An 18,488-nucleotide genomic window follows, 5' to 3' on the forward strand; every position below is an offset into this window, starting at 1 on the left:
CGCTCGCGATCGCGTCGCCCGCGCCAAAGAAAAAGCCACGGAACGATCCGTGGCTTTCGGTCCGGGTATGCGGCCGTTTTGGCCGCATCGTCGCGCGCGCTTACGCGATCGTCTTGGACCAGTTCGCGTACCAGTTGCGGAACAGCGTGTACTGCGCTTCCGCGTAATTGCGCTGTGCGTCGCTCAGCACGTCGGTTTCGTTGAAGTGCAGCGTGTATTCCTTGTCGCCGTTCAGCACCATCAGGTGCTTGTAGAACAGCACCAGATCGCAGCCTTCGTCGAACGACGACAGCACGGCCAGCGCCGCTTCCAGTTCCTTCGCACGCACGCGCGCCACCGCGTCGCCTTGCGCGGCCTTCTTGCACAGGTCGACCAGTTGCAGCACTTCACGCGGCAGCGCGTTGCCGATGCCGGTAATCGCGCCGGCCGCGCCGCAGTTCACGAAGCCATGAAACACTTGCGTGTCGACGCCGGCCATCAGCGTGACGCTGTCGTCCTGCGACGTGATGTTCTCGGCCGCGTAGCGCATGTCGGCCGCACCGCCGAATTCCTTGAAGCCGATCAGGTTCGGGTGCTGACGGCGCAGTTCGAAGAACAGATCGGCGCGGGTCGCGAAGCCGTAGTACGGGCTGTTGTAGATCACGGCCGGCAGGTTCGGCGCCGCGTTCAGGATCGCGGAGAAGTGTGCCTTCTGCGCAGCCGGCGATGCGCCACGCGACAGCACGCGCGGGATCACCATCAGCCCGTGCGCGCCGACCTTCGCCGCATGCGCGGCGTGCGACACGGCCTCCTTCGAGTTGACCGCGCCCGTGCCGACGATCGTCGGCACGCCGGCTTCGACGAGGCGCGCGACGCCTTCCTGACGTTGCGCTTCGGTCAGCAGCGGCCAGTCGCCCATCGAGCCGCAATACACCACCGCGCGCATGCCGAGTGCCACCAGCTCCTTGCCCTTCTTCACCAGCGCGTCGAAATCCGGCTGACGGTCGGCGGTGCACGGCGTCATCAGGGCCGGAATGGTGCCGGTAAAAATGTTGTCGCTCATCTCGTTTCCTCATTCAGATAGGGTCAGCTGCCATTGCCGGCAGCGTGGGCCGCATGCGCGCTCGCCGTCTTGGTCCGCCTCATGCGATTCGGACGGCGGCCGGCCGCCTGCTGTTTGCCTCGGTGCCGAAACGTTGCCTCCGGTTCCGCCCGAGAGTCAGCCAATCGACAAGCGCATTCTAGCCAGTCCGCATATTTTATACAATATAAAATAAAAAGGGCGTGACGACGGGTCGGGTTTCGGGCGCCCGGAAGGGCGCCGGGCGGCCGCGTCGCGGCCTCCGAGCGAGATGTCCGGCGCGTCGCGTCAGGCGACGCGACGGCGCGCACGAACGCGTGACGCGGACGACGGAAGCGCGTTCGCACGCATGGAAGCCACCCGCGATGGTGGCCTTGTCGTGCGCGCCGTGGAACGCGAGCGTCGAATCGACGGCGGTACGCGGGTACGGCGTGCGGCCCATGCGGGTCCCGGCGCGCGCCTTCGGTTGCCTCAAGGCCGGGCGACCAGACGCTGCGCCCACCGCGCTGGGCCGCAGTCCCTCTGCTAATATCGTAGAAAATATGCAATCGCCGCCGCCGCGCCGGCGTCAGCCTTACCGCCTTTCCCCGCCCACACCGCTACATGAACGAGAAACGCCCAGCTCTTGTCTACGCCACGCGCGCCGAGGCCGCAGCGAACGAATTGCGCCGCCGCATCCTGACGGGCGAGTATGTCGACGGCTTCCAGCTTCGCCAGGATGCGCTCGCGACTGAACTCGGCATCAGCCGGATTCCGTTGCGCGAAGCGCTCGTGCAGCTGGAGAGCGAAGGGCTCGTAAAAATTCTGCCGCACAAGGGCGCGATCGTGTCGGAGTTGTCGCCGGAGGACATCACCGAGTTGTTCGAGCTGCGCGCGTTGCTCGAACCCGTGCTGCTGAAAAAATCCATCCCGAAGCTGACCGCCGACGATTTCGCGCGGCTCGACGCGATTCTCGACGAATACAGCGCAGTGCTGCATGCGAGCCAGTCGGGGCGCTGGGGCGAACTGAATACGGAACTGCATCATCTGCTGCTGTCCCGCGCCGAACAACCGAAGACGGCGGCGATCGTCGCATCGCTGCTGCAGCAGACCGACCGCTACACGCGCGTGCAGCTGTCGCTGTCGGAAGCCGCGCGCGACGTGGCCGAATCCGAACATGCCGAACTGGTCGCGCTGTGCCGCAAGGGCGATGCGCGCGCGGCTGCATCGTTGCTCAAGCGGCATATCGAACACGCGGGCAACGAACTGAACGCGTTTCTGCGGGACCGGCGCGTGGGCCGCTGAGCGGGGGCGCGTCTCGAACCACCTTGGCTGCCGCGTGACGGCGGCGTCCAGCCCCGAATTGAAATCGCCTGCGTTGCACCGGCAACGTGTTCGATTGCAGCGCGTCGAATCGCGTACCTACGTTGCGGCTCGCGCCTAGCCGCCGCCGATTCCCTGCAACACCTTCCCCGTGCCGCCGCACACGGTACACGGCTGTCCTTCCACCATTCCGGTACCGCGGCACACGCCGCATACGTCTTCGCCGACGCCGGGCGCATCAGGCGGCCCGTCGTCGCCCGGGTTCAATGGCGAATCCTCACGCTGTCCGTCTTGCGGTTTGCTCGTTTGCATCGCTTGCCTCCATGAGCGTTTCGGCTGTCACGGCGCGCGCATGGTTCGTGCCCGTCGTGGCGGTGCGCGGCCGGCCATGCGCCGGATGCGGATGGATGGAGGGCGACGCGCATCCGCAGCCTGGGCTTGCATTGAGCGGATGAAAGCGTGTAGCGGGGCGCTTCGCAGCGATGTTGTGGTCAGTCGTCAGATAACAAGCAGGATGGAATGAGAGCACCACCAGCTGCGCGTCAACCCTTACTACGGAGCCAGCTCGCATGATCGCTCATTTCCGGAAAACGTTTCTCCGCACTGCGGCCGAATATCGAACCTCATTGCCCGGCACCATGACGAAAACGCACAACGAGAAGGCTTATAGGGTATGCACCAAGTGAGTTAAACGATTAACCGACGTACATTCCGGTCAACACGTCATACAACGTATGACTGCGGTTCGGCGAACGTCGCGCTTGGGCCCACGCGCAAGCCCCCGGACCCGCGATGACATAACGAGCAACCAGCAAGGAGACTGACGATGAAGCACCGATTCACTCGCTCCCGCACCGCATTGGCCGTCGCGCTGATGGCCGGCTTCGCGGTGTCCGCGCACGCCCGCGTGTTCCGCTCGGCGGATGTGCACGGCGACAGCTTTCCGACCAACATGGCGGTCAAGTACATGGGCGACGAACTGTCGAAGCTCACGGGCGGCAAGGATTCGATCAAGGTGTTCGGCAACAGCGCGCTCGGCTCCGAAAAGGACACGGTCGACCAGGTGCGGATTGGTGCGATCGACATGGCGCGCGTGAATGGCGCATCGTTCAACGAGATCGTGCCCGAGTCGCTGATCCCTTCGTTCCCGTTCCTGTTCCGCGACATCGATCACTTCCGCAAGGCGATGTACGGTCCGGCCGGCCAGAAGATTCTCGACGCGTTCGCGGCGAAGGGAATGATCGCGCTGACGTTCTACGAGAGCGGCGCGCGCTCGATCTATGCGAAGCGCCCGGTACGCACGCCGGCCGACATGAAAGGGTTGAAGGTGCGCGTGCAACCGTCCGACCTGATGGTCGACGAGATCAGGGCGATGGGCGGCACGCCGACGCCGATGCCGTTCGCCGAGGTGTACACCGGCCTGAAGACGGGCCTCGTCGATGCAGCGGAAAACAATCTGCCGTCGTACGAGGAGACCAAGCACTTCGAGGTGGCGCCCGACTACTCTGAAACGCAGCACGCGATGACGCCGGAAGTGCTGGTGTTCTCGAAGAAGATCTGGGACACGCTGTCACCGCAGGAGCAGGCGGCGATCAGGAAGGCGGCGGCCGATTCGGTGCCGTACTACCAGAAGCTGTGGACCGCGCGCGAGGCCTCCGCGCAGCAGACGGTGACGAAGGGCGGTGCGAAGATCCTGCCTGCCGCGCAGATCGATCGCGCGGCGTTCGTAAAGGCGATGCAGCCGCTGTGGGCGAAGTACGAAAAGACGCCGCAGATGAAGCAGATCGTCGACGAGATCGAGGCGACCAAGTGACACGACGCACTTCCGTGACTGGCGCCGCGGCCGTCGGCTCGCCGGACGCGGCCGCCGCCGGCGGCGCGGCGCCGTGCCGCCCGCGCGCGGCCGCGCCGCTGCTGCGCTGCGTGAACGACCTGGTGTCCCGCGCGCTGGCGGTGACGGCGTCGCTGTGTCTCGCGGCGCTCACGCTGCTGGTGTTCTACGCGGTCGTGATGCGCTACGTGTTCGAGAACGCGCCGGATTTCGTCGAGCCGATCGCGCTGTTGCTCGTGATCGTGATCGCGATGTTCGGTGCGGCGATGAAGGTGCGCGACGGCGGCCACATCGGCCTCGACTCGCTCGTGCGGCGTCTGTCCGCGGGACCGCGAACGGCCGTGATCGCGATCCAGCACGTGAGCCTGATCGCGTTCGCGATCGCGATCATGATCGGCTGCGGCACCATGGCCGCCGAGACGATGGGCGACCGCATTCCGATCATCGGGTTGCCCGAAGGCGTGCGCTACCTGATCACGATTCCGGCGGCGATCGCCATCATCCTTTTCTCGCTCGAGCATCTGCTCGCGCTTCGTCGTTCTTCGTCGGGACAATAACGCCATGGAACTCGCGATTCTGTCCGTCAGTTTTCTGATATTCCTGGTGCTTGGCGTGCCCGTGTCGTTCGGGCTCGGCCTCGCATGCGTGCTGACCTACATGGTCGAAGGGCTGCCGATCGCGACCGCGATGCAATCGATGATTTCGGGGATGAATGCGTTTTCGTTCCTCGCGGTGCCGTTCTTCATCTTTTCCGGCGAGCTGATGCTGCATGGCGGCATCGCCGACCGGATCCTGCGCTTCGCGCAGGCGACGGTCGGGCACTTCCGCGGCGGCCTCGGAATGGCCAACGTCGTCGCGTGCACGCTGTTCGGCGGCGTGTCGGGCTCGCCGACCGCCGACACGTCGGCGATGGGCGGCGTCGTGATTCCGCTGATGAAGCGCGAAGGCTACAGCGCGGCGTATGCGGTCAACGTGACGACGCACGCGTCGCTCGCCGGTGCGCTGATGCCGACGTCGACCAACATGATCATCTATGCGTTCGCGGCGCAGGGGATCACCGGGATGCTGCACGGGCAGCAGGTGAGCGGCGTGTCGATCGGCGACCTTCTGTTCTCCGGCCTGCTGCCGGTGCTGTGGGTGATGGGCTTCGTGCTCGCCGCCGCGTATTGGCAGGCCGTGCGTCACGGCTATCCGCGCCGCGACGACGGCTCGTCCGCGTTGCCGTCGTTTCCCGGCTGGTATGCGGTGCTGCGCAGCTTCGTCGGCGCGGTGCCGGGCCTGATGGTCATCGCGATCATTCTCGTGTGCGTCGCGAAGGGCATTGCGACCGCGACCGAGGCCGCCGCGATTGCCGTCGTGTATTCGCTCGTGCTGACGGCGATCGTCTACCGCACGCTGACCGTCGAGAAGCTGCGCCGCGCGCTGTCGCATGCGGCGCGAACGACGGGCGTCGTGCTGCTGCTGATCGCGGTGTCGAACATGCTGCGCTTCCAGATGTCGTACCTCGAGATTCCGGATGCGATCGAAGGGCTGCTGAAGCAGTCGACCGCCGCGCCGTGGCTGATGCTGCTGTACATCAACATCATCCAGGTGTTCCTCGGCACGTTCGTCGACATGGCCGCGCATATCCTGATCACGACGCCGCTGTTCCTGCCGATCGCAATGGCGTGCGGCGTCGGGCCGGTGCAGTTCGGGATCATGCTGCTGCTGAACTGCTCGCTCGGGCTCGTGCATCCGCCGATCGGCTCCGTGCAGTTCGTCGGTTGCGCGATCGGCAACGTGTCGATCGGCGAGACGACGAAGATGGCGTGGCCTTACTACCTCGCAATCTTCAGCGCGATCAACATCGTCACGTACATGCCGTTCTTCTCGACCTGGCTGCCAAGCCTGATCAGCGGGCACGCGGTCTTCTGACCGCACGCGTTGCCCCGCGCGGCGCCGGACGATCGAGGTCGTCCGGCGCCGCGCGCGCTTGAACGCTTCCCGACACGCACGACGAATCCGGTGAACGGGCGCACCGCGTGACGCGGGCTATGGGGAACCGGCACGGCGGAATGACTGCCGTGGCCCGCGCAGTGTCCGGCAACGTACCGGCGCCATATCGCGTCGGCTGGCACGCCTGCGTCGTCGCACTCCGGGATGACGCACAGCGCCCGCCGCGCGGCATCTGACTGCGGCTTCACCATGTGCATCGTCATCCCCGATCGCCGAGACTTGTGCGATAATTCGACGCTTCGCGCGCGTCGCAATACGCCGCCGAACATGGCGCCCGCTGGCGGCTGCCATCCATCTTCAAGACATCGACGAACCCGGAGGCGGGATGCCCGCACTGACCATTCAACGCAGCACGCTGCATTATCAGGAACACGGCACCGGCTTTCCGGTGCTGCTCGGACACAGCTATCTGTGGGACGCGGCGATGTGGGCGCCGCAGATCGACGCGCTGTCGAGCCGCTATCGCGTGATCGTGCCGGACCTGTGGGGCCATGGCGCGTCGGGCCCGCTGCCCGACGGCACGCATTCGCTCGACGATCTCGCCGTGCACGCGAGCGCATTGCTCGATGCACTGGAGATCGAGCAGTGCGCGGTCGTCGGCCTGAGCGTCGGCGGGATGTGGGCTGCCCGGCTTGCATTGCGTGAACCGGAGCGTGTGCGCTCGCTGGTGCTGATGGATGCATCGCTCGAGGCCGAACCCGACGCGACGCGGCTGCGCTACTTCGGGATGCTGGATGCGATCGCCGCCGCCGGCTCGATCGTGCCGCCGCTGCTCGATGCGATCGTGCCGCTGTTCTTCCGGCCGGACGTCAACCTGGCCGACCCGGTGCCGAGCGCGTTCCGCGCCGCACTCGCGAGCCTGCCTGCCGACCGGCTGCGGGAATCGATCGTTCCGCTCGGCCGGTTGATCTTCGGGCGGCCCGATACGCTTGCCGCGCTCGCTGAACTCGACGCCGAACGCACGCTGCTGATGTGCGGCGCCGGCGACATGGCGCGCCCGCCGTCGGAGACGATGAAAATGGCGGGCGTGATCGGCTGCCGGCACGCGCTGGTGCCGGATGCAGGCCATATTTCGAATCTAGAGAATCCCGCATTCGTGACGCGTACGCTGCTCGACTGGTTCGACGCGCAGCAACTCGCGGCGGGCTGACGGTCGCACGGCCGATGCGGGCGGCAAGTGCCCGCGCGGCGTCCTCGATCGTGTGACGGCGCATCGGCTCCCGTTACGCGCGTTCGCCGATCGGCGTGAACTTGCGCTCGCGCACGCGGCCTTCGTCCGTGCCGCGGCGAATCAGGTCCTGCGCTTCTGCGCGGCTCGACACGCACGGTGCGGAGCCGGGCAGCGGCCGCCGTGCGCTCTCGCGCAGCGCAAGCACCGACACGATGCCGATGAACGACGCGCCCATCAAGTAATAGGCGGGCATCATCAGGTCGCCCGTGCGGTCGACGAGCCACGCGGTGACGAGCGGCGTCGTGCCGCCGAACAGCGACACCGACACGTTGAAGCCGATCGCGAGCGCACCGTAGCGGATGCGCGTGGGGAACAGCGCGGGCAGCGCGGACGGCATCACGCCGGTGAACGTCGACAGCAGCGTGCCGTAGATCAGCATTCCGCCGAACACCGGCAGCATCCCGCCGGTGCGGATCAGCAGCAGCGCGGGCACCGACAACGCGAGCAGGCCGACGCAGCCGAACATCATCACCGGCTTGCGGCCGAGCCTGTCCGACAGATGGCCCGCGTAGAGCGTCATCGGCATCATCAGAACCATCACGAGCAGCACCATGAACAGGCCGTGCGTCTCGTTGAAGTGCAGTGTCGCAGACAGGTAGTTCGGCAGGTACGACAGCGCCATGTAATCGGTCACGTTGAAGATCAGCACGAGGCCGACGCACTGCAGCAGCGGCCTCCACTGTTCGACGAGAAGGGCGCCGAACGACTGCTTCGGCCGCGCCCGTTCGTCCGCTTCGCGTGCTTCGGCTTCCTTCCTGAACGCGGGCGTTTCTTCCAGCTTGAGCCGCACGTACAGGCCGACGAGGCCGAGCGGGCCGGCAATGAAGAACGGTACGCGCCAGCCCCACGACAACAGCGCTTCGTGCGACAACGCGGCCGTCAGGATCGCGACGGTGGCCGCGCCGAGCGTGTAGCCGATCAGCGTGCCGAACTCGAGGAAGCTGCCCATGAAGCCGCGGCGCTTGTCGGTGGAGAACTCGGCGATGAAGGTGGCGGCGCCGCCGTATTCGCCGCCGGTCGAGAAGCCCTGCACGAGGCGGGCGACGAGCAGCAGGATCGGGGCCATGATGCCGATCGACGCGTAGCTTGGGATCAGGCCGATCGCGAACGTGCCGACGGCCATCATGATCATCGTTGCGGCGAGCACGCGCTGGCGGCCGATGCGATCGCCGAGCGGGCCGAACACCATGCCGCCGAGCGGACGCACGAGGAACGCGGCCGCGAACGTGCCGAAAGTCGCGAGCAACTGCGCGGACGGGCTGCTCGACGGGAAGAACACCTTGCCGAGCGTGACGGCGATGTAGCTGTAGACGCCGAAATCGAACCATTCCATCGCGTTGCCGAACGCCATTGCGCCGACCGCGCGTTTCAGCACGGCAGGATCGACGATCGTGACGTCTTCCAACTTCAGGGCCTTGCGGGAAGCACGGACTTTCGCGGGGTGCGCTTGCGATGAACTCAATGAACGCTCCTGGAAGGGCCTTCGCGGCTGGCCGTGCGGATGCGCGGCGGGCACGGGCGCGTGACCGTCGGGGCGAAGGCGGTTGTCTCTGGATCGCCGGGATGTCGGTGGTGCGGCGCGCGTCACGCAGCATCCGGCGAGTGTGTGTTGGTGTGAAGCAGTGTAGAGAAACGGGCAGAGCGGACTATCGGTCATGCGCCCGGAAACCGGTCGTAAACGACACGGACGGCGCAGGCAGGCAAGCCGCCGCGCAACATGTCGTCGCGTGTCGGGCGGCGTGGCGGTACGGGGTGTGCGTGCGGCGGTCTATACCGGTGGCGACCGGATCGACGCCGTGGCGCATGCGCATCCCGATACGTCGCCGCTCGTGCGCGGGGAAGCGTGCGGAGTAAACGGCGCGTTGCTGGCGAATCCGAACGCGATGAAAGCGCCGCCGAAATCCGGATACATCGTTGCGATCCGGATTCGGCGGAGATTTATTTGGAGCACGAATTAATGGTGCTGGAGATGCGACGCGGCAACCGGCGCCCGCGCATCAGAACATGTGGCGGATCCCGACGTTCGCGCCGACAGTCGTTCCGGTGACCGCATACAGCGCATTGTTGATGCCGAGCCCGGTGTTCATCGCGCCGTGGTTGTTGACCATCGCGACCTGCGCATACAGCGCGGTCGCCTTCGACAGGCTGTACGTCGCGCCGAGCGCCGCGAGCAGCGAGTGGTTGGCCGTGTCGTTGCGATCGCTGGTGAACCAGACGCCGCCGTTCAGATCGACGGCCGGCGTTGCCTGATAGTCGAGACCGCCGCCGTACACGTTGTTGCTGAACGATCCGCCGACCTTGTAACTGGCGAACGACGCCTTCGCGGTGACCGGTCCGAACCGGTAAGCGGCACCGATCGTGCGCCCGACGAACGCGACGGTGCTCGGCGTCGGTGTCGGGTTGGTGCCGTCGTTGCCGTCGTAGAATGCGGCGTCGATCATGAAGCCGTCGTGCTCGTACTTGACGCTCGCCGAATATTGGCGACCGGCCTGGAAGTCGCCGGCCTTGCCGCCGAATGCGAACATCGCGCTGCCGGTGAGGCCCGCGATCGTCGGGCTCGTGTACGACACGGCGTTCGGGTTGAACAGGCCGGTCACGAGCACGTTGTCGACGTAGTTGATCAGGCCGCTGCCGAAGTGCGAGAAGCTGCGCGGATCCGAATCGAAGATTGCGAGCAGGAACGGCGAGTACTGCACGCCCGCCTTGATCGTGCCGAAACCGCCATCGAGCCCGACCCACGCCTGGCGGCCGAAGAAGTTGCCGTTCGAATGGTTGAACGCGCCGTTGGTCACGGCAAAGCCGCTTTCGAGCTGGAATCGCGCCTTCAGGCCGCCGCCGAGATCCTCGCTGCCGGTCATTCCGAACGTCGTTGGCGTCATGCCGGTGTCGGTCATTGCGAACTGGTGACCGGCGTTTGTGCCGGTGGCCGCGCCCAGCGTCTTGCTCGTGTACAGCAACGCGGCGTCGAGGTTGCCGTACAGCGTCACGCTGCTCTGCGCGAAGCTGCCGGGGCTGGCCAGTGCACCCGCGAGCGCGGTGCAACCGATCATGATTCTGCTTTTCATTGGGTTGTCTCCAGTGTTGTGGTGTCGTACGTCGATGCATCGAACAGACGGATGCGACGGGTGTCGGCATCGCGGCGTTCGTCGCGTGCGCCGCGCACGCGGGATGGGCGCGGCGGGACGCACATGTGCGGCCGGATGGCGGCCGCGTGCGACGCGTCGATGGCGCGGATGAGCGCCGGCACGCGCGTGCGTCGAAAGATGTCGGGTGAGGCCGGCCGCTTCGTCAGAGGGAGCGGCCCAGCTGCTCGAGGATCGCCGGGTTCTCGAGCGTGGAGGTGTCCTGCGTGATGGCTTCGCCCTTCGCGAGCGAGCGCAACAGGCGCCGCATGATCTTGCCCGAGCGCGTCTTCGGCAGGTTGTCGCCGAACCGGATGTCCTTCGGTTTTGCGATCGGCCCGATCTGCTTGCCGACCCAGTCGCGCAATGCCTTCGCGAGCGCCGCCGCCTCGTCGCCTTCCGGGCGCGAACGCTTGAGCACGACGAACGCGACCACCGCTTCGCCGGTGGTGTCGTCCGGGCGGCCGACCACCGCCGCTTCCGCGACCAGCTCGTGCGACACCAGCGCCGACTCGATCTCCATCGTACCGAGCCGATGGCCCGACACGTTGAGCACGTCGTCGATGCGCCCCATGATCGTGAAGTAGCCGGTGTCCTTGTCGCGCACCGTGCCGTCGCCTGCCAGATACAGCCGCCCGCCCAGTTCCTCCGGGTAGTAGCTCTTTCTGAAGCGCTCCGGGTCGCCCCAGATCGTGCGGATCATCGACGGCCACGGACGCTTGACGACCAGAATCCCGCCTTGCCCGTTCGGTACGTCCTGCCCCGTCTCGTCGACCACCGCAGCCATGATGCCCGGCAGCGGCAGCGTGCACGAACCGGGCACCGTCGGCGTCGCACCCGGCAACGGCGTGATCATGTGGCCGCCGGTTTCGGTCTGCCACCAGGTATCGACGATCGGGCAGCGCTCCTGGCCGACGTGCTTGTGATACCACATCCACGCTTCCGGATTGATCGGCTCGCCGACCGTGCCGATGATGCGCAGGCTCGACAGGTCGTAGCGCTTCGGATGAACGTGCTCGTCGGCTTCGGCGGCCTTGATCAGCGAACGGATCGCGGTCGGCGCGGTGTAGAACACGGTGACCTTGTGATCGCCGATCATCTTCCAGAAGCGGCCGGCGTCCGGATACGTCGGCACGCCCTCGAACACGACCTGCGTGCCGCCGCACGCGAGCGGGCCATACGCGATGTAGGTGTGGCCGGTGACCCAGCCGATGTCGGCGGTGCACCAGAACACGTCGGCGGGCTTCCAGTCGAAGGTCCACTTCATCGTCTGCGCGGCCCACAGCAGGTAGCCGCCGGTGCTGTGCTGCACGCCCTTGGGCTTGCCGGTCGAGCCGGACGTATAGAGGATGAACAGCGGATGCTCGGCGCCGACCCATTCCGGCGCGCAGGTGTCGGACTCGCCGTCGACCAGTTCGTGCATCCACAGGTCGCGGTGCGCATACCAGTCGATCTTGCCGCCGGTGCGGCGATAGACGATCACGCTCTTGACTGCCTCGCAGCCGCCCATCGCGAGTGCCTCGTCGGCGATGCTCTTGAGCGGCAGCGTCTTGCCGCCGCGCGCCTGCTCGTCGGCGGTGATGAGCGCCACCGCGCCGACGTCGACGAGGCGCTCGTTCAGCGACTTCGCGGAGAAGCCGCCGAACACGACCGAGTGCGTGGCGCCGATGCGCGCGCAGGCCTGCATCGCGACGATGCCTTCGATGGACATCGGGATATAGATGACGACGCGATCGCCCTTGCCGATGCCGCGTTTTTTAAGCGCATTCGCGAAGCGCGACACGCGTGCGAGGAGCTCGGCGTAGGTGACGCGGGTGACGGCGCCGTCGTCGGCCTCGAAGATCACCGCGACGCGCTCGCCGTTGCCGGCTTCGACGTGACGGTCGAGGCAGTTGTACGACGCGTTGAGCTCGCCGTCGTCGAACCACTTGTAGAACGGCGCATTGCTCTCGTCGAGCACCTTCGTGAACGGCTTGTGCCAGCTCAGGCCCTCGCGTGCGAGGCGCGCCCAGAAGCCTTCGTAATCGCGCTCGGCTTCGGCGGCCAGTGCGCGGTAGGCCGGCATGCCGGAGACGGTCGCGTGCTCGCGCGTGTCGGCCGACGGTTCGAAGATTCTGTGTTCCTGAAGGATCGATACGAGGGCGCTCAAGGTGTTCTCCATGAAAATCGTGCAGTGGTCGCGTGACTGTCGAAACGCAACTTGCATGCCAATCGATGCGGCACTCGCTCGAAACGGCCGGCATCCCGAGCCGCCATGCGGTTCATGACGTTGGATCGGTACTGCGAAGCATGAACGAACCGGGCGATCGGCGCTTCCGCCCGGCAGCCGGTTGCGTCGAAATGCAGCAGTGGCTGTTGCACGCGTCAACACGGCGAACCGCACCGAGGCGGGCGCGCAGCCGTGCTACGCGATGAATGACCGGAGCGCGCCCAGCGCGTCGGATGCGCGCAGGCGCGCAAGTGCCGCCGCTTCGATCTGCCGCACGCGTTCGGCGGACAGGTTCAGCTGGCGTCCGATGTCGCGCAGCGAGCAGCCCTCGTCCGTTTGCAGCCCATAGCGCAGCCGGAGGACCGTCGCTTCGCGCGATGGCAGCCGGTCGATCGCGGCGGCGATCGTTCTGCGCAGTTGCGCGGCGCCGGCGGCCTCCTCCGGCGACGGCGACGACAAGTCCGGCGCGACGTCCGCGAACGTCATGTCGCCTTCCGGCGAGATCGGCACGTCGGCCGATACCGGTTCCTTGACGATCGCCATCAGGTCGCGCACCTTGTCGACCGGTTCGCCCATGTGAGCGGCCAGTTGCGCGGGCGTGGGCGCCGTGCCCGCGCGTTGCCGGTGTTCGCGCGCGATTCGCGCGAGCTTGTTCAGCGCGTCGGCCGTATGCGTGGGCACGCGGATCGTGCGGCCGAAATCGGCGAGCGCATGCGTGATCGCCTGCCGGATCCACCAGGTTGCGTAGGTGGAGAACCGGAAGCCGCGCCGATAGTCGTAGCGCTCGATTGCCTTCAGCAGGCCGATGTTGCCTTCCTGGATCAGGTCCGCGAACGGCAGCCCGCGATCGGGATAGCGCTTCGCAATCGACACGACGAGCCGCAAATTCGCATCGAACAGCCCGTTGCGGGCGGCGTGCATCGCGCGTTCGATCGCGCCAAGGCGCGCATCGAGCGTTGCGGTCGCGTCGGGCGGAAGCGCCGATGTCCGGGCATCGCGCACGATCGTGTCACGCGCATCGACGAAGTCCGCAGCGCGCCGTGTGAGGATCGGCCCGCAGGCCGGATGCGCGGCGATGCACGACGCGAGCCAGCCCGCGTGGTCCGCGTCGGCCGCATGCGCGAACGACGACGCAACGCCCACCTCGGCCAGCATGCGCGCCAGCCGGCCGCGCAGCATGCGCTGTCGGCGTGCGCGGGCGCGCAATGCTTCGCTCATGCGCTCGAGCGCTCGAGCGGACAGATGCAGTGTGCCGAGCAACGCCGCAGCGTCGCGGACATTTGCCCGATAGGCGGCCGACGCCGTGCCGCCGGTCGCGAGCGCCGCGCGCATGCTGCGGGCCAGCGCGTCGAGACCGGCGAGCCGTGCCACGATCGCGTTGCGCTGCACGGAATCGTCGTGGCGTGGGCTCATGTCGTCGCCTTCGTCGGCGCGGATGGATTCACCTGCGATGGCCGGCGCAGCGTGTGCCGCGGCGTCGACGGATCGTGCATCGTCGCCCGCGCCATCGGCGAGACAGACCACGTAGATCGATGCCGGGCTCCGGCATTCGGCGATTTCCGTGCGGATGGCAACCAGCGCGTCGAGTGCTTCGGGATCGCCGCACAGTACCGCGACCGATGCCGCGCGCCCGCGTTCGAGCCGCCGGGCATAGGCGAATTCCTCGTCGCGTGTGAGAAGCGGCGTCATGCCCATTTCGCGCAGGTACAGCCGGACCGGATCAGTCGTGCGCGGCGCGAGCAATTCCGCCGCGGCGAGTGCACCGGCCCCGTCGACCCATGCGCGCGCGGCCGGCGCCGGGCGGAAGTAGCGCTCGAGCGTCCAGCCGCTCGCGGTATCGGTACGGTCGCGCACGGCGATGCCGAGCTCGCCGAGCACCGCGGCCGCCGCGTCGACGCCGCTGTGGTGCGCGTCGTCGTCGGGCAGTGCGTCGATGATGTCGCCGCGCGTGACGAAACCGCGCGACAGGCCCGTCGCGATCAGCGCTTGCAGATGCGCGGCGGCGTGCGGCAGTGTGCCGCCACCGCCACTGCCTGCCGCGGATGCCGGTGCGGACCGCACCGGCATCCCGCCGCGCGCTGTGTCACGCGCGCTTCGCATAGACGTTGCACCAGCCGTCCGCCGCGACCAGCTTGCCGCCGAACATCGGACACGTGCCGCTCGCATCCGCTGCTTCGCCCTTGTAGAAGCGGCAGTTCGAGCAGCGCTGGCCGGCCTGGTATTTCGGGAACTGCGCCGCGTCGACGCTCGACGCGTGCGCGCGGTAGCCGAGCGTTTTCGCGGCGGCATCGTTCTCGTCGACGAGCGGCGGCGCCGCGAATGCGGTGCGTGCGGCGGCGAGCGTCGCGCACAGGCCGACGGCGTGGACGAGGAAGGTTCTGCGGGGGGTCGGATATGTCACGTTCGTTTCCTGATGAAGATGAAATTGTGGAGAAGGGCGCGGCACGCATCGCATCGTTCTGCCGCTCGGGCAGGTGTTACTGGCTCGCCTCCTTGTGCCCGGCCGGACCGACGACGAGCGGCGCAGTCGACCCGCGCGCGGTATCGGCCGTCAGCTTCGCGTTGCTCGCGACATAGCCGTTGGACGCGAGCAGGAACGCCATCAGGTCCGCGTATTCGTCGTCCTTCAGCTTGCCGGGCTGGTCCGCCGGCATGTTGGTCGCCATGTAGCCGAATACGCCGCCGATCGTCAGATGCGAATGCGACAGCGGCGCGAACGACGGGCCGCTCAGCGCGGGCGCGGTATTGCCTTCGAGGTCGGCGCCGTGGCATTTCGCGCAGGCGTTGCCGTAGATCTCCTTGCCATGGGCGACTTGCGCGGCGTCGAATGCGGGCGCTGCGTCGCCCGCGCTCGCGCCGACCCGGATGAAGCCCCCGCCTGCGCGCACGTTGCGCGCGTGCAGCAGCCCGGATGTCGAACGGCTGCCTGCCGCCATTGCACCGTCGAGGAAGCGTGCAGGCGTGCTCGACTGGTGCGACTCACGCGACTCGTGCGCTTCGAGCGCACTGCCGGGCAGCGCCCACTTGCGCGTCAGCGCGGCGAGCCGGCCGTCGCGGGTCATCTGCGTAAGCGCTGCGTCGATGCGCTGTTGCAGCACGGCCGAGCGCGGCGCGAACGCGAACGTAAGCTGCCAGTCCGCATACGGCGACGACGTCGCGCCGATACGGAACGCCTGCTTCGGATGCGCGGCCTGATACGCGACGACTGCCGGATACCAGACGATCGCGCGATGCGCACGGCCGCGGGCGACCGCGTCCACCGTTTGCGCGGACGTGTTCTCGAGATCGAAGCGCGCGCCCTTCTGCTGGACCGCGATCAGTTGTGCGGGGCTCGCGTAGGTTGCCGCGACGATTTCCCGGCCGGCCGCCGGCGTGCCGGCGTCGCGGCGCGTGACGCTCACGTAGCCCGAACGCAGGTAACCCTGCGAAAACAGCAGTTTCGTGTCGGATGCGTCGGCGATCGCCGAGCGCGGGAAGCCGGCGAGCACGTCGCAGTCGCGTTCGAGGATGCCGGCGAGTTCGTGTGCGGACACGCCGTCGTCGTCGCCGCCGCCGGCCTCGTGCGCGGCAAACGTTGCGGCGATGCCGGCCGTGCGGAACACGGCGCGGGCGACGGCCTTGTCGAGGGCGGCCGTCGGCGTGCCGGGCAGCGAGCAGACGCGCACGGGCGTCGCTGCCGTGGCCGGCGCCGGAGACAGCGCCGTGCATGCCGCGAGCGCACAGGCTGCGGCGACGCGGGAATATCGAATGTTCATGATCGGACGCTCGGTTGAAAGAGTGACGGGGAGAAGGCGCCCGCGCCGGCGGCGCGGGCGTCATGCGGTTGAAGCGGACGATGCTCAGCCGCGGTTCAGCGCGAACACGTACAGCGTGCCGCCGCGCGGCACATCGTCTGCCGCCTTCGCCATCGGGCCGCCCCAAATCGGATTCGCGCCGCCGTAGCCGGCGAGCACCGCTACGTACTCCTTGCCGTCGACTTCAAACACGGACGGCTGCGCGATGATTCCGCTCGCAAGCTTCGGGCTTTCCCACAGCACCTTGCCGGTCGACACGTCGAACGCGTACAGATGGCCGTCGAGCGAGCCGCTGAACGCGAGGCCGCTTGCAGTCGTCGCGACGCCGCCGTTCCATGGCAGCTTGCTCCAGTGGCTCCACACCTTCTTGCCGGTGTTCACGTCGATCGCCTGCAGTTCGCCGTAGCCTTCGCTGCCCGGCTCCGGCTTGATCTCGAAGCCTTCGCCGAGGTACGGCAGCCCTTCCATGTAGTTGACCGACTTGCCCGACAGGCTCATGCACGCATGCAGCGACGGCACGATCGCGAGATGGCGCTCCGGGTCGTACGACACCGACCACCAGTTCTTGCCGCCGAGGAAGCTCGGACACGTGTCGATCGTCGTGCCGACCTTCGGATACTTCGCGGGATCCTGGATGGGCGCGCCGTCTTCCGTGTAGCCGGTGACCGACGTCGCCTTCACGAACGGCTCCGCGTAGATCAGCTTGCCGCTGTCGCGGTCGATCGCGTGGAAGTAGCCGTTGCGGTCGGCGTGGATGATCGCGTCGTGCTCCTTGCCCTTGTACTTGATCGTCGCGAGCACGGGCGTGTTGACGCCGTCATAGTCCCAGGTGTCGTGCTTCGTGTACTGGTAATGCCATTTGAGCTCGCCGTTCTTCGGGTCCAGCGCGAGCAGCGAATCGGAATACAGGTTGTCGCCGGGGCGCAGATCCGCGAGCCACGGGCCCGGGTTGCCGACGCCCCAGTACAGCGTGCGGGTCGCCGCGTCGTAGGTGCCGGTCAGCCACGCCGGCGCGCCGCCATGCGCCTGCATCCCGTCCGGCCACGTATCGCCGTGCTTCTCGCCCTGACCGGGGATCGTGAAGCGCTTCCACAGCACCGAGCCGTCGGTCGGGCTGAGCGCGGCGATGAAGCCGCGCGCACCGTATTCGCCGCCCGAGCTGCCGACCACGATCGCGCCGTCGATCGCGAGCGGCGCGAGCGAGAACGCATAGCCGAGCCCCGGCTCGAACATCTGCTTCTTCCACACGAGCGCGCCCGTCTGCGCATCGAGCGCGGCCACTTCGCCGCTCAGCATCGCGACGTACACGTTCTTGCCGTACAGCGCGACGCCGCGGTTCACGACGTCGCAGCAGGCCGTCTTGAACGATTCCGCACCGAGCTTCGGCTCGTACTTCCACAGCTGCGCACCGGTGGCCGCATCGAATGCGTACACGTTGTCTTTCGGCGTGGTCACGAACAGGTAGCGGCCGTTGATGATCGGCGTTGCTTCGAAGCCCTGCTTCAGCTCGGCCGGAAACTTGTAGCTCCATGCCTGGGTGAGCTGATTTACGTTCGACGGGTCGATCTGCTTGAGCGGGGAATGCGCGTGGCCGTTGTACGTACGGTAGTAGGTGAGCCAACCCGGATCGCGCTGCGCATCGGTGAGACGCTGGTACGTGACGGCCGGGTAATCCGCGGCGGCATCCACGACGCCGGGATTCAAGGCGATCGCAGCTGCTGCCGCGATGCCGATCATTGCCAGTCGGCTCGTCGAAGCCGAGAGATTCTTCATGGTTGTCTCCTGAGTCATTGTGGTCGCACCGCGGCCAACATCCGGCCAGGCCGGCTGGGTGGGGTTCCGGGTTCAGTGCGCACCCAGTCACGCAAATCGCATGCCATTGCTTCGCGAAGGTTGCGCTGCAAGGCAGAGCTGGCGATTGAGCGCGCGGCGGCGACGCGCGCG

16 protein-coding genes are annotated in these 18,488 nt (G+C 67.1%); 6 read left to right on the plus strand and 10 right to left on the minus strand.

From position 1 onward, the window contains the following. Window positions 1-100: 100 nt before the first annotated feature. Window positions 101-1,042 carry a dihydrodipicolinate synthase family protein gene (locus tag WK25_RS18510; protein WP_038571588.1) on the minus strand — a complete coding sequence of 314 codons (942 nt, stop codon included), beginning with the start codon at window positions 1,040-1,042 and terminating at the stop codon, window positions 101-103. Between the two features lie 621 nt (window positions 1,043-1,663). Between WK25_RS18510 and WK25_RS18515 the strand changes: the two genes are divergently transcribed. Continuing rightward, window positions 1,664-2,344 carry a GntR family transcriptional regulator gene (locus tag WK25_RS18515; RefSeq protein WP_038571590.1) on the plus strand — a complete coding sequence of 227 codons (681 nt, stop codon included), beginning with the start codon at window positions 1,664-1,666 and terminating at the stop codon, window positions 2,342-2,344. A gap of 135 nt (window positions 2,345-2,479) precedes the next feature. Here WK25_RS18515 and WK25_RS18520 read toward each other — a convergent pair whose 3' ends face one another. Then, complete coding sequence (locus WK25_RS18520) at window positions 2,480-2,674, minus strand: hypothetical protein (protein ID WP_038571598.1); 195 nt, start codon at window positions 2,672-2,674, stop codon at window positions 2,480-2,482. A 514-nt stretch (window positions 2,675-3,188) separates the two neighbouring features. Here WK25_RS18520 and WK25_RS18525 point away from each other — a divergent pair. From WK25_RS18525 to WK25_RS18540, 4 genes are all read left to right on the plus strand, one after another. Then, window positions 3,189-4,175, plus strand: a complete 987-nt coding sequence (locus WK25_RS18525; RefSeq protein WP_038571600.1) for a TRAP transporter substrate-binding protein — start codon at window positions 3,189-3,191, stop codon at window positions 4,173-4,175. Then, window positions 4,172-4,750 carry a TRAP transporter small permease gene (locus WK25_RS18530; protein WP_038571603.1) on the plus strand — a complete coding sequence of 193 codons (579 nt, stop codon included), beginning with the start codon at window positions 4,172-4,174 and terminating at the stop codon, window positions 4,748-4,750. Before WK25_RS18525 ends, WK25_RS18530 begins: the two co-directional genes overlap by 4 nt. Window positions 4,751-4,754: 4 nt before the next feature. After that, window positions 4,755-6,107 carry a TRAP transporter large permease gene (locus WK25_RS18535; RefSeq protein ID WP_038571606.1) on the plus strand — a complete coding sequence of 451 codons (1,353 nt, stop codon included), beginning with the start codon at window positions 4,755-4,757 and terminating at the stop codon, window positions 6,105-6,107. Between the two features lie 406 nt (window positions 6,108-6,513). Next, on the plus strand, window positions 6,514-7,338 hold the full coding sequence (locus WK25_RS18540) for an alpha/beta fold hydrolase (RefSeq protein WP_069242315.1): 825 nt from the start codon (window positions 6,514-6,516) through the stop codon (window positions 7,336-7,338). A gap of 73 nt (window positions 7,339-7,411) precedes the next feature. Here the strand turns inward: WK25_RS18540 and proP are convergent, their stop codons facing one another. Continuing rightward, window positions 7,412-8,881, minus strand: coding sequence for a glycine betaine/L-proline transporter ProP (proP, locus tag WK25_RS18545; RefSeq protein ID WP_069242316.1), 1,470 nt, complete (start codon window positions 8,879-8,881; stop codon window positions 7,412-7,414). A 193-nt stretch (window positions 8,882-9,074) separates the two neighbouring features. Here proP and WK25_RS18550 point away from each other — a divergent pair, with 193 nt between their 5' ends. Continuing rightward, complete coding sequence (locus tag WK25_RS18550) at window positions 9,075-9,377, plus strand: hypothetical protein (RefSeq protein ID WP_156789056.1); 303 nt, start codon at window positions 9,075-9,077, stop codon at window positions 9,375-9,377. 39 nt (window positions 9,378-9,416) lie between these two features. Here the strand turns inward: WK25_RS18550 and WK25_RS18555 are convergent, their stop codons facing one another. The 7 genes from WK25_RS18555 to WK25_RS18585 all read right to left on the minus strand — a co-directional run bounded on the left by WK25_RS18555 (window position 9,417) and on the right by WK25_RS18585 (window position 18,317). Then, window positions 9,417-10,484 carry a porin gene (locus tag WK25_RS18555; protein WP_069242318.1) on the minus strand — a complete coding sequence of 356 codons (1,068 nt, stop codon included), beginning with the start codon at window positions 10,482-10,484 and terminating at the stop codon, window positions 9,417-9,419. After that, window positions 10,481-10,666, minus strand: a complete 186-nt coding sequence (locus WK25_RS18560) for a hypothetical protein (protein ID WP_069242319.1) — start codon at window positions 10,664-10,666, stop codon at window positions 10,481-10,483. The genes WK25_RS18555 and WK25_RS18560 overlap by 4 nt, the downstream gene beginning before the upstream one ends. Window positions 10,667-10,707: 41 nt before the next feature. Next, a complete protein-coding gene (gene acs / locus WK25_RS18565) occupies window positions 10,708-12,690 on the minus strand; it encodes an acetate--CoA ligase (RefSeq protein WP_069242472.1) in 1,983 nt (660 codons plus the stop codon). A 255-nt stretch (window positions 12,691-12,945) separates the two neighbouring features. Then, complete coding sequence (locus tag WK25_RS18570; RefSeq protein WP_069242320.1) at window positions 12,946-14,817, minus strand: sigma-70 family RNA polymerase sigma factor; 1,872 nt, start codon at window positions 14,815-14,817, stop codon at window positions 12,946-12,948. A gap of 16 nt (window positions 14,818-14,833) precedes the next feature. Then, the gene (locus WK25_RS18575) at window positions 14,834-15,151 is read right to left on the minus strand and encodes a high-potential iron-sulfur protein (protein ID WP_059548897.1); all 318 of its coding nucleotides are present in this window, start codon (window positions 15,149-15,151) and stop codon (window positions 14,834-14,836) included. Window positions 15,152-15,227: 76 nt separating this feature from the next. Next, window positions 15,228-16,505 carry a c-type cytochrome gene (locus WK25_RS18580; protein WP_069242321.1) on the minus strand — a complete coding sequence of 426 codons (1,278 nt, stop codon included), beginning with the start codon at window positions 16,503-16,505 and terminating at the stop codon, window positions 15,228-15,230. A gap of 84 nt (window positions 16,506-16,589) precedes the next feature. Next, entirely contained in the window at window positions 16,590-18,317 is a 1,728-nt protein-coding gene (locus WK25_RS18585) for a methanol/ethanol family PQQ-dependent dehydrogenase (protein ID WP_059548893.1), read from the minus strand. Window positions 18,318-18,488 lie beyond the last annotated feature (171 nt).

The sequence above is a fragment of the Burkholderia latens genome (assembly GCF_001718795.1).
Classification (GTDB): Bacteria; Pseudomonadota; Gammaproteobacteria; order Burkholderiales; family Burkholderiaceae; genus Burkholderia; species Burkholderia latens_A.